At 55.0% G+C, this 13,335-nt stretch carries 10 protein-coding genes; 5 read left to right on the top strand and 5 right to left on the bottom strand.

Translation table 11 applies throughout. The features are described from left to right. Positions 1-91: 91 nt before the first annotated feature. The 5 genes from H8B13_RS04020 to H8B13_RS04000 all read right to left on the bottom strand — a co-directional run bounded on the left by H8B13_RS04020 (position 92) and on the right by H8B13_RS04000 (position 7,732). The gene (locus tag H8B13_RS04020; RefSeq protein WP_187309511.1) at positions 92-3,385 is read right to left on the bottom strand and encodes an efflux RND transporter permease subunit; all 3,294 of its coding nucleotides are present in this window, start codon (positions 3,383-3,385) and stop codon (positions 92-94) included. Between the two features lie 211 nt (positions 3,386-3,596). Then, entirely contained in the window at positions 3,597-4,751 is a 1,155-nt protein-coding gene (locus tag H8B13_RS04015; protein WP_187309510.1) for an efflux RND transporter periplasmic adaptor subunit, read from the bottom strand. A gap of 113 nt (positions 4,752-4,864) precedes the next feature. After that, positions 4,865-6,250 carry a TolC family protein gene (locus H8B13_RS04010; protein WP_187309509.1) on the bottom strand — a complete coding sequence of 462 codons (1,386 nt, stop codon included), beginning with the start codon at positions 6,248-6,250 and terminating at the stop codon, positions 4,865-4,867. 77 nt (positions 6,251-6,327) lie between these two features. After that, positions 6,328-6,933: a TetR/AcrR family transcriptional regulator gene (locus H8B13_RS04005; RefSeq protein ID WP_187309508.1), complete on the bottom strand. Its 606-nt coding sequence runs from the start codon at positions 6,931-6,933 to the stop codon at positions 6,328-6,330. 286 nt (positions 6,934-7,219) lie between these two features. Next, on the bottom strand, positions 7,220-7,732 hold the full coding sequence (locus tag H8B13_RS04000; RefSeq protein ID WP_187309507.1) for a hypothetical protein: 513 nt from the start codon (positions 7,730-7,732) through the stop codon (positions 7,220-7,222). Between the two features lie 114 nt (positions 7,733-7,846). Here H8B13_RS04000 and H8B13_RS03995 point away from each other — a divergent pair, with 114 nt between their 5' ends. The 5 genes from H8B13_RS03995 to H8B13_RS03975 all read left to right on the top strand — a co-directional run bounded on the left by H8B13_RS03995 (position 7,847) and on the right by H8B13_RS03975 (position 13,308). Beyond that, positions 7,847-10,867 carry a PD-(D/E)XK nuclease family protein gene (locus H8B13_RS03995; protein ID WP_187309506.1) on the top strand — a complete coding sequence of 1,007 codons (3,021 nt, stop codon included), beginning with the start codon at positions 7,847-7,849 and terminating at the stop codon, positions 10,865-10,867. Between the two features lie 90 nt (positions 10,868-10,957). After that, positions 10,958-11,392, top strand: coding sequence for a nucleoside deaminase (locus H8B13_RS03990; RefSeq protein WP_187309505.1), 435 nt, complete (start codon positions 10,958-10,960; stop codon positions 11,390-11,392). A gap of 121 nt (positions 11,393-11,513) precedes the next feature. Then, positions 11,514-11,834: a hypothetical protein gene (locus tag H8B13_RS03985; protein WP_187309504.1), complete on the top strand. Its 321-nt coding sequence runs from the start codon at positions 11,514-11,516 to the stop codon at positions 11,832-11,834. Between the two features lies 1 nt (position 11,835). Continuing rightward, on the top strand, positions 11,836-12,213 hold the full coding sequence (locus H8B13_RS03980; protein WP_187309503.1) for a hypothetical protein: 378 nt from the start codon (positions 11,836-11,838) through the stop codon (positions 12,211-12,213). A 138-nt stretch (positions 12,214-12,351) separates the two neighbouring features. After that, positions 12,352-13,308 (top strand): DUF5694 domain-containing protein, encoded by a 957-nt coding sequence (locus H8B13_RS03975; RefSeq protein ID WP_222841320.1) that lies wholly within the window; start codon positions 12,352-12,354, stop codon positions 13,306-13,308. The last annotated feature ends 27 nt before the right edge of the window (positions 13,309-13,335 follow it).

The following is a 13,335-nucleotide window of genomic DNA, read 5'->3' as shown; positions in this document are numbered from 1 at the left end:
AGCCCCACCTCAAATGCAACTTTGTCGCTTTTGTGGTCGGGCTTCTCTATAATTGTCAGCTTACAACTGCCATACCGAACCTGCCAAAAGCTTAGGTTCCAATTTCGGGAGGCGTCTGCTTCTTACGCTTCCGCTCCTCGCTGTCGTGGCCGTTGCTGCTGGGCCCAGCCGGACCTGTGGGGGGCGTATTTGGCTCTTTTGAGCCGTGCTGCTCATGACCGTGGGCTGCTGGGTCGTAGCTAGCTTCCAGTTCGGCCAGCCGGGTTTTACCGTAGGCAAACTTGGTAATGAGCACGTAGAGAACCGGCACGATGAAGATAGCCAAGAAGGTAGCTGCCAGCATACCACCTGTTACCGTCCAGCCAATGGTTTGGCGCGATACGGCGCCGGCACCTGAGGCGAAGGCCAACGGCAGCACACCCAGAATAAAGGCCAGCGACGTCATGATAATCGGACGTAGGCGCAGCTTCACGGCGTCAATGGTGGCTTCGATGAGGTTCATGCCAGTATCGACGCGCTCCTTGGCGAATTCTACAATCAGAATGGCATTTTTGGCCGCCAAACCGATAAGTGTAATCAAGCCAATCTGGGCGTACACGTTGTTGGTAAGCTTGGGTAGGAAGATCAACGCCACCATAGCGCCAAATGCGCCCAGCGGCACAGACAGCAGCACCGAAAACGGCACCGACCAGCTTTCGTACAATGCCGCCAGCAGCAAGAACACGAACATAATCGAGAGGCCGAAAATGATAATTGTGCTGTTGCCCGAGCTTATTTCCTCCCGGCTCAAACCCGAGAAGTCGTAGCCATAACCGGCAGGCAATACATCGGCGGCCACTTCTTCTAGGGCTTTAATGGCCTGGCCAGAGCTGTAGCCAGGCGCCGCGTCGCCGTTTATCTCCGCCGAGCGGAAGAGGTTGTAGTGGGAAATCAGGGGGGCATTTTCCACTACTTTGGTCGTGATGATGGAGCGTAGCGGGATGTTCTGCCCCTGCTGATTCATCACATAATAGCCCCCCAGGTTCTCAATATCCTTGCGGTAGAAGGTATCGGCCTGGGCCACGACGCGGAAGTTGCGGCCGTACTTCGTGAAGTCGTTGATATAAGCCGAGCCCATGTAGGTCGACATGGTGGTGAACACGTTTGATAGCGACACGCCCAGCTTCTTTGCTTTTTCCCGATCTACGGTTACTTGATAACCAGGCGTTTTGGCTGTAAAGAAGGTAAAGGCGCGGCCGATTTCCGGACGTTGGTTGGCGGCCGCCACAAACTTGTTGACGGTAGCTTCAAACGCTTTGATGTCAGTAGAGCCTTCGCGCTGCTCCAGCTGAAAGCTGAAGCCGCCCGTATTGCCCAGACCTGGAATAGCGGGCGGCGGTACCACCACAATGTTGGCTCCCTTAATGACCGAAAACTCCTTTTGCAGACCGGCAATAACGGCCGCCAGCTGTAAGGATTCGTCCTTGCGCTCATCCCAGGGCTTGAGCTGAATAAAGAAGGTACCGCTGCTGGGTTTGAAAGAGAAGTTCAGGGCATTTAAGCCCCCCACAGCCGTATACGTGCGCAGGGCGGGCGCTTTCGTGCGCATTATCTCCGACATCTGATCGAGCACCTGCTTGGTGCGGGCACTGGAAGCCCCCTGCGGCAACTCCACCGATACAAACAGTCGGCCTTCGTCCTCCGTCGGGATAAAGCCTGTTGGCTTAGCGGTAAAAAGGCCCACGGTACCCGCATAAATACAGGCCAGTATAATCATGACAAAGGGTGCAAAACGCAGCGCTTTGCGCACGCCGTTCGAGTACGATTCGGTGGTGCGGCCAAACCACATATTGAACCGGTAAAACAGCTTGTTCAGGCCTTTGGAATCGGCGTTTTGCTCGGTAGGACGCATGAGCAGGGCGCACAAGGCCGGCGTTAGCGTAAGGGCGATAAAGGCCGACAGCACCACTGAAATAGCGATGGTAATGGCAAACTGCTGGTAGAGCTTACCCACGATACCCGGAATAAAGCCCACCGGCACGAACACGGCCGCCAGAATCAGAGCAATGGCAATAACCGGGGCCGTGATGTCCTTCATGGCCTTCATGGTGGCTTCGCGGGCCGAAATCTTCTCGTTGTCGATGTAATGCTGCACGGCTTCCACCACCACAATCGCGTCATCGACTACAATACCAATAGCCAGCACGAAACCAAAGAGCGTCAGCGTGTTAATGGTGAAGCCGAGCGGAATAAAGAAGATAAACGTACCGATGATAGCCACCGGAATAGCGAGAATCGGGATGAGCGTGGCGCGCCAGCTTTGCAGAAACAAAAACACGACGAGCGTCACCAGCAACAGCGCTTCGCCCAAGGTTTGGAGCACTTCCCGAATGGATACGCGCACTACCGTAACCGACTCAAACGCCGCCTGATAGGTTACGTCCGGCGGGAATTTTTCTTGCAGTGCATCCATGGCCGCGTAGATGCCGTCGGCCGTTTGCAGGGCGTTACCTCCGGGTGTCTGGTTGACTAGTAGCAGCGTGGTTGGGATACCATTCGTGGTGTTGTAGCGAGAGTAGTCGAACTGGCCGAGCTGCACGCGCGCCACGTCTTTAAGCTGTACTACCGAGCCGTCTTCGGGGTTGGTACGCACCACAATTTCCTCAAATTCCTCTACCTGATTCAGGCGGCCATTCACGAAAATGGTGTACTGAAACGCCTGGGAGCTGAATTGCGGGGCCGTGCCCACCGAGCCGGCCGCTACCTGCACGTTCTGCTCGCGCAGGGCATTGGTCACCTCCGTTACGCTCAGCCCGAGCTGGGCCATCTTGTCGGGCTGCAGCCAGACGCGCATACTAAAGTCCTGACCTAGCGCCGTTACGTCGCCTACGCCGGGCACGCGCAGCAGGGCGTCGCGCACGTATACGTTGGTGTAGTTATCGAGAAAGGCGGTGCTGTGGGTGCGCTTGGGCGAGTAAATGGCCAGCACCATCAGAATCGTCGGGTTACGCTTTTTCACCGTCAGGCCTAGGCGCTTTACCTCATCAGGCAAGGTAGGCTGAGCCACGCTCACGCGGTTTTGCACGTCGAGGGTGGCAATGTCGATGTTGGTACCAATGTCGAAAGTAACGTTGGTACTCATGCGGCCGTCGTTGGTGGCGTTGGACTGCATGTAGGCCATGCCCGGCGTCCCGTTGATCTGGGTTTCGATGGGCGTCACCACGGTTTGCTCCACCGTTTGGGCGTCGGCCCCGGTGAAGCTGCCCGCCACCTGCACGACCGGCGGCGAAATATTGGGGTACTGGCTGACGGGCAGGTTCAGGATAGAAAGTACCCCCAGCAGCACAATCACTATCGAAATGACGATGGCCGTGACCGGTCGCCGAATAAAAACGTCAGATATCATACTCTAAAAATTATAACACCAAGCGTCAGCTTAGCTGTAATTCAGTTGGTGAATCGTTGCGGTCATTCTGCCTTCCATTTCTAAAGGCGGTCATGCAGAGCGGCAGCGAAGCATCTCACGTGCTGACGCTGGGTTAGTAATCCTGATAAACACGCGAGATGCTTCGCTGCCGCTCTGCATGACGACCGCCTTGTGTTGTACTTACTCTTCATTACTTAGCTGCTGCTGTTCCTTGCGCTACAGGGGCGGTGGGCTCGTCGATTTTTACTACTGCACCTTCGCGCAGATTCTGCATGCCTTCGCTTACAATTACTTCATTGGCTTTTAGGCCTTGACGCACTACTACTTTGTCTTTTACCCGTGTGCCGGTCAGCACTTTGCGCTGGTTTACTTTGCTGCTGTCGCCGACAACGTACACGAAGAATTCGCCCATTTGCTCGGTTACTGCTTTGCTGGGAATAACAAGCTGGCGGCCCGTGTCCTCGTTCAGCACGCGCACGGTGGCGTTCATGCCGGCCCGCAAGGTTCGGTCGGTGTTCGGGAATTGCAGCCGTACCGTGATGGTACCAGTTTGCGGGTCCACGGCTCGGTCGATGGTGTTGATTTTGCCGGGGGCTGGGTACACTTCCTCCCCTGCTAACACTAGCGTAAACAATGAGTCAGAATTACCCCCCGATGGCCGCTGGAATTTCGCAAAGCGCGGAATCAGTTGTTCATTTATTGGGAAGTCAACGGCAATCGGGTTGTCAGAGGAAATCGTGTTTAATAACGTCGTGCCGGGCGTAACGAGCGAGCCTAGTTTCACTTGGGCCAAGCCGATAGTGCCCGTGAAGGGCGCAATAAGCACAGAGCGGCGCAGATCAGTGGCGGCGTTGGCGAGATTGGCTTGGGCAGCACTTATCTGCGCCCGCGCATTGGCTACGTCAGTAGTGGCGTAGTCGACGCGCTGGCGGGCAATGGCGTCCTGCTCGGCCAGGCGGTTGTAGCGTTCAGCATCCTTGGCGGCCTTCTCATAGTTAGCCTGCGTGATGCGCAGCTGCGCCTGCGCCGACTGATGCGCCGCCGCATAGCGACTCTGATCTATCTCGTAGAGCTTCTGGCCCTTGGTTACCCGCTGCCCATCCTGCACGTAGCTTTTGGTAAGGTAGCCACTCACTTCTGCTCGCAGTTCTACCTCCTGGAGTGGCACCACCGTGCCGGGATACGTATCGATGCCAACCACGCTTTCCTCGGTCACTTTATATACCGTCACGGGCACGGCCGCTGGGGCCGCGTTTTGCGCAGCTTCCTCTTTCTTCGCGCCGCAGGCAGTAGCTGCCACCGAGCTGATAACAAAGGGTAACAGCCGGACTAAATTCCACTTCATGGGGTAGATGTTTGTAAAGTAATAAGCCATTTTAAACACCCTGGGGGGCATTTTTGATTCAGTATTCCAATCACTGAAACCACGCGAAGACGCGTCGCTACCGTGGTTTTAGGTTAGTTTAACGCTATGGTGCCTAAGGCCCGCTCCACGTCGAGCTTGCTGGCTAACACGGCAAAAAGCGAGTTGTAATAATTAAGCTGTGAAGTCCGTAAATCGGTTTCGGCCACAATTACTTCCAGGTAGGTTTTGATGCCTTCGTCGTATTGCAGCTTCACGATGCCGTAGATTTCCTGGGCGTCGCGGGCGTTTTCCTGCTGCGTAGCCAGGTCGTTGAGGGCGCTTTTATACGTGGCCAGTGCCTGCTCGTATTCTGAATTGATCTGGTTTTTAGTGTCGAACAAGTCCAGGTCTAAGCGCTCATCCTGTAGCTCCGCGATTCTCAGATTTTGAGTCCGGCGGGTGCCCGTAAAAATGGGCAGAGCCAGCTGCAAACCAGCCTGGGAATTAGGAAACGCCCGGTCGTAGAGGACCGAGAAGTCATTGTTCTGATAAACGCGGTTGTAGTTGACGAAGCCCGAAAGCGAAGGCAGAAATCCCAGTCGGTAATAGTCGATGTTGATGCGCTGCAACTTCTTCTGCGTCAATAGCTGCTGCACTTCAATGCGGTTCTCGAAGGTCAGCTGCTGGGTGGTATCCAGGCGGGTCTGCCGAATCATTTGGGCCGTATCGTAGGCCAGCGCCAGGTTGTTTTCGGGCGCGTAGCCCATGAGCTGCTTGAGGGTAGCGTATTTACCCTTCAACGATTCGGCCGTGGTCTTGCGCTGGGCGCGGGCATTCTTCACCGAAATGGACGCTCGCTTGTAGTCAATCTTGTCGGTGATACCTACTTCATACTGCGCGAAAGCATCTTTGAGCTGTTTTTCCTGGCGCACAATCGCCTCATCCAGAATGCGCAGCTGCTCCTGGGTCAGCAGAATATCATAGAAAGCCTTGCTCACGTTGGTTACCACGTCAATCTTGAAGGCGGTGGTATTCTGGCTGTTATTCAGCCGTACAAAGCGCATGGAGCGGGCCGCCAGCAACACGTCATTGCTGTATAAGAGCTGCGTGCCTTGCAAACCTATGGTTGATGTGTTCTTCAGGCCGATGCGTACTAACTGCTGCCCGGCCGTGGGGTCCTGAAAGTTGGGCAGCACGGTAGTGGGCAGAATCAGGTTGCGGGTATACGAGCCCACGCCCTGCACCTGTGGCAGCCAATCAGACAAGCCAATGCGGATTTGTCGCTCACCAATGGCCTCATCAATCGTCGCTTGCCGCACCAACGGCTGATTGCGCAGGGCAAACTGCACGCACTCTTCCAAGGTGGCGTTGGCGGGCAACGCCGCCGGCGCGCCCGGTCTTCCGGATTGAGCCCAACCAAGCAGCGAACTACACACTAACGCTACACTTAGCACAAACGCACGGCCTGCAAACCACTGGGGGGCAAATAGATGCTTCATCTTGTAATCAGTATTCAAACTAAAAAGGCAACGACCGCAGCGCTGGCTACACCAACACCTGCGGCTCGGGGGCTTTTTTAAACTATAAAGAGATAGCTCATCAGCATATCAATAACGATGTCCTTATGACGACGCGTGAAATCGGCGTGGGCTGCCTCATCCAGATCCGAAATTTCCATGGTGATGGGCCGCGACAAATACATAAACTGAATGTTGGCCATTACCAGCTGCAACACGTGCATGGGCGCCACCGGCCGAATCTGACCTTCGGCGGCGGCTTGCTGGAGTTGGCGCAGGAAAAAGAACACTGGCCTATCCTTACTGGGTGGCGTCAGCAAGTCGGGGTGACGGCGCATCTCGGAGAGCAGAAACAGGGGCAAATCCGGGTTCTGGTGAAACAAGCTGAAGTGTGCCTCTACCAGCTGCGGAATCTTGACACGCAGTTCTAAGGGCTGGGCCATGATGCTGAAGATCTCCTGAAAGTATTCCCGGTATATATCCTCAAAAATCAATCGGAATAGCTTTTCCTTGCTACGGAAATAATAGTTCGTCAGAGCTTGATTGATACCGGCTACCTCGGCAATATCGCGGGTAGTAGTGCCGTCGAACCCCTTCTCTATAAACACCTTGCGCGCCGCTTCCTTAATTTTTTGTTCGGTGCACTGCGGGTTTTCGTCGGACATAGATGAATCGGTGAGTATATATTTCGCCAAGTCTGGCAGCCACTTTTCCAAACCAAAAAGCTTACAGCTTCATGGTTTCACTGATGGAATTAGAGACTTAAACCTGTGTTTTATGTTAATGTTTTAAATGTTTGATTAATTTTTCATCAATTCTGTATAAAAAAGGCTCGCTGGGCCAAGCTCACAGTGTATGCGAACTTAGCCCAGCGAGCCTTTTTTACTCTTAATGTATTAGCTAAGGTATTCTCAGGGTGATCATGACAAATGCACTAGCCATTGTCATTCCTTATTGCTTTACCCACACGCCAAGCTTCTTTTTCTGGGCGTACAGTTCAGCCAGTCGGATTTGACGCATAAACTCCTCATAGTCCTTTTTGCTAACGTAGGTCTTCACGTTGGTTTTGGGCTTCAGCATGGTGCCCCCCGGAAAGTAGCCGTTCCGGATCAGGTACACGTTCAGATTTTCCTCCTTATCAACCATCCAGCAGTAGGTCATGCTGGAGTTAGCCGCGCCGATCATGGTTGATTGAATAGTTGATATGGGTACTACACGCGCCGCGGGGTGTTGCTTTATCCATCTGGCAATCAGCGTGTCGGCACCCTGCGCCTGCCGACTCTTGAAAAAGCCCGTTCCCAGCAGACAGTACGCAAGGGTACTATCTTTCTTGGGCGCACCAAAAATGGATTTAAATTTAAACTCCTCAACGGACTTGGTTGCTCCCAGCCGGCCCATTTGGGCGTAGCCATTAAAAGCAGCTAGAATAAGGATAATGAGCAGTAAGCAACGAACCGGACGCATAATCGGAGTGTTCAATAATTGTACTTTATCGGACTAACAGCATATTTCGTGCCTCCGCACGCAAGCTCCTCATTAGGATAAGCAGCGGACGGGCATTTATCATTTTCTACTTCCATGTCTTTTACCTCCTCTCCTGCTCTTGCCGCTTACCCTTCGCCTGCTGCTACCGATGCCGCTCCTGTGGCTTTCCTAACCCAAGCAGCACGTGACTTGGTGGGTAGCTTTCCGGGCTCCGAGCTGTCGGATGTGGTGGTGGTAGTGCCCACGCGGCGGGCCGTGGTGTACTTAAAAAACGAACTGGCGCTGGCCACGGAAATAGGCACAGCCCTGTGGAGCCCGCGCATCGCGGCCATGGAAGACTACATGGTGGAGCTGGCCGGCGTGCAGGTAGAGGAGCCGATTGCCCTGCAGCTCATGCTGTTCGATATTCTGCGCGATATTGATAAGAAGCTGGATTTCGACCAGTTTGTGGGTTGGTCGGGACTTTTGTTGCAGGACTTTTCCAACCTCGACCAAAACCTGGCTTTCCCCGCCAAAGTCTTCGATTACCTCACCGAGGCCAAAGCTCTGGAGCGCTGGGCGCTGGAGCAGATGCCCACGCCCGCCAGCACCACCGTAGCCTATTTCCGCTTCTGGGACGACCTGGAAAAAGTATACTGGCGCCTGCGCAAACGCATGGAGCAGCAGGGCGTAGCCTACCCCGGCCTGGCTTACCGTTTGGCCGTAGAGCACGTCCAAAACATGTTGGATAACGGCCAAAAAGCCCCCCAGCACGTGTTTTTGGGCTTGGGCTCTTTGTCCAAAGCCGAAGAAAAGCTTATTCGCCTGCTCCTCAAGCAAGGCCGGGCCGAAGTCCGCTTCGACGGCGACGCGTTTTACTTGGAGCAGGACTCGCCCAACCGCGCCGGCCAGCACCTGCGCCGCTACCGCACCCAGTGGGATTTGCCCCCCGAGAGCTTCGCCAGCACCACTGGCGCCCTCCCCGACTTATTGCGCACCTTGTCCCGCGAAATTCAGTTTGTGGGCGTGGCCAATGCGAGTATGCAAGGCAAAGTAGCCGGCCAGCTGCTAGCGGCGTCACGCCTGCAAAACCCGCAAGCCAAGGTTGCCATCGTGCTTCCCGACGAAACTCTTTTGTTGCCCGTGCTGCACGGGTTGCCCCCCGAGGCAGTGCCCGAGTACAACGTGACTATGGGTTTGAGCTTTCAGAGCACGCCCCTGTTCAACCTCGTCGATTTACTGTTTGAAGTGCATTTGACAGGCATACGGGAGGGCTCACCCGAGACGGGCTACGGCGTGCCGCGCTATCATCATCTGGCCGTCACGAAGCTGTTGCAGCATCCGTTTCTGCGGCGTTACCAGCAGTGGCTGGACAAGCAGGAAAACGCCCCCCAGTACCACGGCTTGCTCGAACACGTGTGCAACCAGATTGTGAAGCGCAATGCCGTGCTCCTGCCCGCCAGCGAGTTGCTGCATCTGGGCAAGCAACACCCACTCGTGGAAGCCCTATTCGCAACCTGGGACACCTGCGACGACATTATAGCGGCCTGTTACACCCTCATTGATCTGCTTAAAAAGGCGTACCAGGATCAGCATTCGGCCATCGAAGCGGAATACCTGTACCTGTTTTTCACCCTGGTCAAGCGGCTCGATTCAGTGTTCGATTGCCGGGAGCAGCGCCTGTCGGTGCGCTCATTTCGGCGGTTTTTGTACGAGCAAATGGCCCGCACCCGCCTGCCATTCAGCGGCGAGCCCATTGCTGATGTACAAGTCATGGGTTTGCTCGAAACGCGCGCCATCGACTTTGACCACGTCATCATTCTAAGCTGCAACGAGAACGTGCTGCCCGCGCCCAAGCGCAGCAATTCGCTCTTTCCCTACGACGTGCTGCGCGAGTTCAACCTGCCCACCTACGCCGACCACGAAGCCGCCACCGCCCACCAGTTCTGGCGCCTGCTCCAACGCGCCCGGAAGGTAGATCTGCTGCACGTGCTGCCGGGCGCCGAAGGCACGCGAACGGGTGAGCGAAGCCGCTTTTTGCTTCAGATTGAGAACGATTTAGCCCCCCAGAATCCAGGATTGGTACTGCGCGATGTAGTGGCCACGGTTATGGCTGACAGTTCCGATAATGAGCCAGAAGCATCAGAAGGCGACACAATTACCCAAACGTCCGTCGGTGATTTGGTGCTGGAGAAGGACTTTGACATGCTCACTGCTCTGCGCGGCGTGCTTATTCGTGGTCTTTCGCCTTCGGCGCTTAATCAGTTTTTGAACTGTTCCCTTCAGTTTTATTTCGCCCGCTTGGCCAAGTTTCAGGAAGCCGAGGAAGTAGAGGAAAAGCTGGGGGCCGATGGCTTCGGAACAGTAGTGCACGAGGTACTAGAAAACCTGTTGCGGCCTTTCGCCCAGGAAAAAAGCCCCCTGACGGCCGCCGACCTGCCTGCTTTGCTCCAGCAAGTGCCCGCCGAGGTAGCTAAAGCCATGCGCCAGGAAGAAGACGAGCGCCACGCCCGCCCCGATGAAGGCCTGAACCACGTGCTCGGCCAGGTAGCCGCTCAACTCGTGCGCCGCTACCTTGAAGGCCTACCGGAGCAAGCCGGCGCCTTACCGCTGCAAGTCAGCGGGTTAGAAGAAATTCTGCAAACCGATATCCCCATCACCTTACCCAGTGGCGACACCCTGCCGCTGCGCCTCTACGGCATAGCGGACCGCCTCGACGAGCTGCCCGACGGCCGCCTGCGCGTAGTAGACTACAAAACCGGCCTCGTCCAAGCGCACGAGCTGCGCCTGCAAAAGCGCGGCGAAGACGCGGCCGCCGCCACCCAGCGCCTGCTCACCGACGCCACGCCCTCCGCTGATAAAGTGCGGCAGCTCTGGCTCTACCGCTTTATGCTGGAACGATCGGGCCGTCCCGCCGCCGATGCCGCTATCATTTCGCTGCGCAATCTCAGCGCTGGCCCCATGACAGCCGAAATGGGCTTTCTGACGGAAGACGGCACTTCCTTCCTCGATAAAGGCCAAGAGCTACTGACCAATTTCGTGCACCGCATTCTGGACCCCGCCGAACCCATTCGCAAAACGGATGACCTAGTGCGGTGTCAGTATTGCCCTTACAAAGGCATTTGCGCGCGGTAGGTCCGCGCCAAATACTCGTTCTTTGCTTTCTCCAACTGAACATTAATCAATGACTGAATGCGCTGTGGCGCGTTCTTACTGATCTTACTTATGGACGAATTCATGCAAGCCGCCATCGACGAGGCGCGACAAGGCCGCCAAGAAGGCGGCATTCCAATTGGCTCGGTGCTGGTGCGTGGGGGGCAAATTGTGGCCCGGGGGCGCAACAAACGAGTGCAGGAAAACAACCCCATCAAGCACGGCGAAATGGACTGCCTCTTCAACGCCGGCCGGCAGCGCACCTACCGCGACACCGTGCTATATACTACGCTGATGCCCTGCTTTATGTGCGCGGGCACCATTGTGCAGTTCAAAATCCCGAAAGTAGTCGTGGGCGAGTCGCGCACGTTCGGTGAGTCGCGGGAGTTTCTGGAGTCGCACGGCGTGGAGGTCGAGATTGTAGATCTGGACGAGTGCGTGGCGATGATGCAGGAGTTTATCGAGGCCGAGCCAACCCTCTGGAATGAGGACATTATGGAGTTGTAGACAAGGAGCCATCAACCCTTATTCAGGTTAAAAACCGGTTAAACTAGGTTTAAAAGACCAAAGCTCTACTCAAGCGGAGCTTTGGTCTTTTTGCATTTTATGCAACCTCTTCGCCTAATTCATGCGTACTCCACAGATGGGTGATACTCCTTTACTTGCTTCCAAAAAGTGTCCGAACTGCCAGCAGTGGTCCGCTTGGCAACACAATCCGGAGGACCGCTGTGAACACTGCGGCGAGCTGCTCGACCCGCGGGCCCAGCAAAGCGCTGTTGAGCGCGCGGAGCTGGAAAATCAGAAGACGTCCTCGCTTATTCTGATGGAAATAAAGCCGGAGGATAAGGGTGTGACGCGCTTTTTTAAAACCATCGTTCGGGGTGGGCAGCTGGCTTTCGCCGCCATCCTCTCGTTCATAGTGTGGGTCGTCACGGTAGTCGCAGGTTGATATGAAGCGCTGGCCCGAATTCAGACATCCACTGTTTATCGTCGCCGTATTTCTGTATGCAGGCTATCTTCTCAACCGCTACTTGGTGCATTGGCCCCTGCCTACCTTGCTCACCTCTTACTTAGGCGACCTGGCCGCCATGCCCGTAATGCTGACCCTGGCTTTAGCTGCGCAGCGACGCTTCGTGGCCCACACCCGCGCCTTTATTTTCCCCAATACCTGGCTGGTTGCGGCCTGGGTCTATGTATCACTGTGGTTTGAAGGCATCCTTCCCTACTTTTCCGCCACTGCCGTCGCCGATCCAATTGATGCGTTAGCCTACGCTGTAGGAACCGTGGCTTTTCGGCTTTGGCTCAACAAGCCGGCCTTAGCTACCTGATTTGGGTATACTTCTGAAGTTGCTGAGCCCTAGTAAATCACACATTATGTAGTTTTTCAAATATTTATAATCAGGTAGCTTGTTTTACAAGGTACTGTATATTTTATTTGTTGCGAACCTTAACCGCTCCTCTATTCTATGCTACTGTATCAACTGCAAAGCCGTATTTCTAAGAAGTTTATTGGTTTGCTCAGCCTCATCTTATTACTGCTATCTACTGGAGCCATTGCTCAGAACGGTAAGAAAGATCAGACCGAAATTATGGTCGTTGGCTTTGTCCACTTAGCAGGGATTTATAACAAGAAGCCCCAGTCGGACGTGTTCAACCCTAAGAAGCAGGCGGAAATAGCCAAGCTGCGAGAGCACCTGCTCAAGTTCCGGCCCGATGCCATTATGATAGAAGCCGAGCCGTCGGAACAAGGCCGGATAGATAGCTTGTACGCTCTGTACCGCGACGGCAAGCTTGATTTGTCTACGCTGCCTTCGGGCACCGGGCGCAGCGAGCGATACCAGGCAGCATTTGCGATGGCCAAACAACTCAACCTGCCTAGCCCCTCCTGCATTGATTACTATGCTTCTACTTCCCAGTCGCTGCTCAGCACCGGCGATGGCATCGACTATTTCAACAAAGGCCTGAAGGAAATGCAGGTCACCACCCGCCCCCTGCATCGCCTGGCCCAGCACGATAGCTTATCGGTATACGACTACATCGCCCTGGCCAACCGCCCCGACTTGGTAGCCATGAGTCACCGCGTGATCTTCAATAACCCCGCGATGGTAACCAACGGCTCCTTTTCTGCCACGGGCACGAACACGAATGATCTGGGAAAGGTGGACACGGCCTACATTGGCGCACACTATATCAGCTTGTTTTATAACCGCAACCTGAAAATCTACTCCAATATTCTGCGGGCCCAGCACAAAACGCAGGCCAAGCGCGTGATGGTTATTTTGGGTCAAAACCACGTGGGCGTGCAGCAGGAGCTGTTTGCAGTCAATCCTAACTACCATGTGGTACCCGCCTCTACCTACCTGAAAACGAAGGCTACGAAATACCTCAAGCCTAAAAAAGCAGCCGCCACTCCCGCTTCCTAAATTGCTAGGGAAGCAAGGCTCCCGACG

Source organism: Hymenobacter sp. BT188, assembly GCF_014333585.1.
Taxonomy (GTDB): Bacteria; Bacteroidota; Bacteroidia; order Cytophagales; family Hymenobacteraceae; genus Hymenobacter.
This window is presented reverse-complemented; position numbering and strand designations above follow the sequence as displayed.

What these genes read in the sequence shown, in the direction of transcription:
- H8B13_RS04005 (WP_187309508.1), bottom strand. Translation starts at nt 6,933, where the DNA reads ATGTCCGACGAAAACCCGCAGTGCACCGAACAAAAAATTAAGGAAGCG.
- H8B13_RS04010 (WP_187309509.1), bottom strand. Translation starts at nt 6,250, where the DNA reads ATGAAGCATCTATTTGCCCCCCAGTGGTTTGCAGGCCGTGCGTTTGTG.
- H8B13_RS04020 (WP_187309511.1), bottom strand. Translation starts at nt 3,385, where the DNA reads ATGATATCTGACGTTTTTATTCGGCGACCGGTCACGGCCATCGTCATT.
- H8B13_RS04000 (WP_187309507.1), bottom strand. Translation starts at nt 7,732, where the DNA reads ATGCGTCCGGTTCGTTGCTTACTGCTCATTATCCTTATTCTAGCTGCT.
- H8B13_RS04015 (WP_187309510.1), bottom strand. Translation starts at nt 4,751, where the DNA reads ATGAAGTGGAATTTAGTCCGGCTGTTACCCTTTGTTATCAGCTCGGTG.
- H8B13_RS03980 (WP_187309503.1), top strand. Translation starts at nt 11,836, where the DNA reads ATGAAGCGCTGGCCCGAATTCAGACATCCACTGTTTATCGTCGCCGTA.
- H8B13_RS03975 (WP_222841320.1), top strand. Translation starts at nt 12,352, where the DNA reads ATGCTACTGTATCAACTGCAAAGCCGTATTTCTAAGAAGTTTATTGGT.
- H8B13_RS03995 (WP_187309506.1), top strand. Translation starts at nt 7,847, where the DNA reads ATGTCTTTTACCTCCTCTCCTGCTCTTGCCGCTTACCCTTCGCCTGCT.
- H8B13_RS03985 (WP_187309504.1), top strand. Translation starts at nt 11,514, where the DNA reads ATGCGTACTCCACAGATGGGTGATACTCCTTTACTTGCTTCCAAAAAG.
- H8B13_RS03990 (WP_187309505.1), top strand. Translation starts at nt 10,958, where the DNA reads ATGGACGAATTCATGCAAGCCGCCATCGACGAGGCGCGACAAGGCCGC.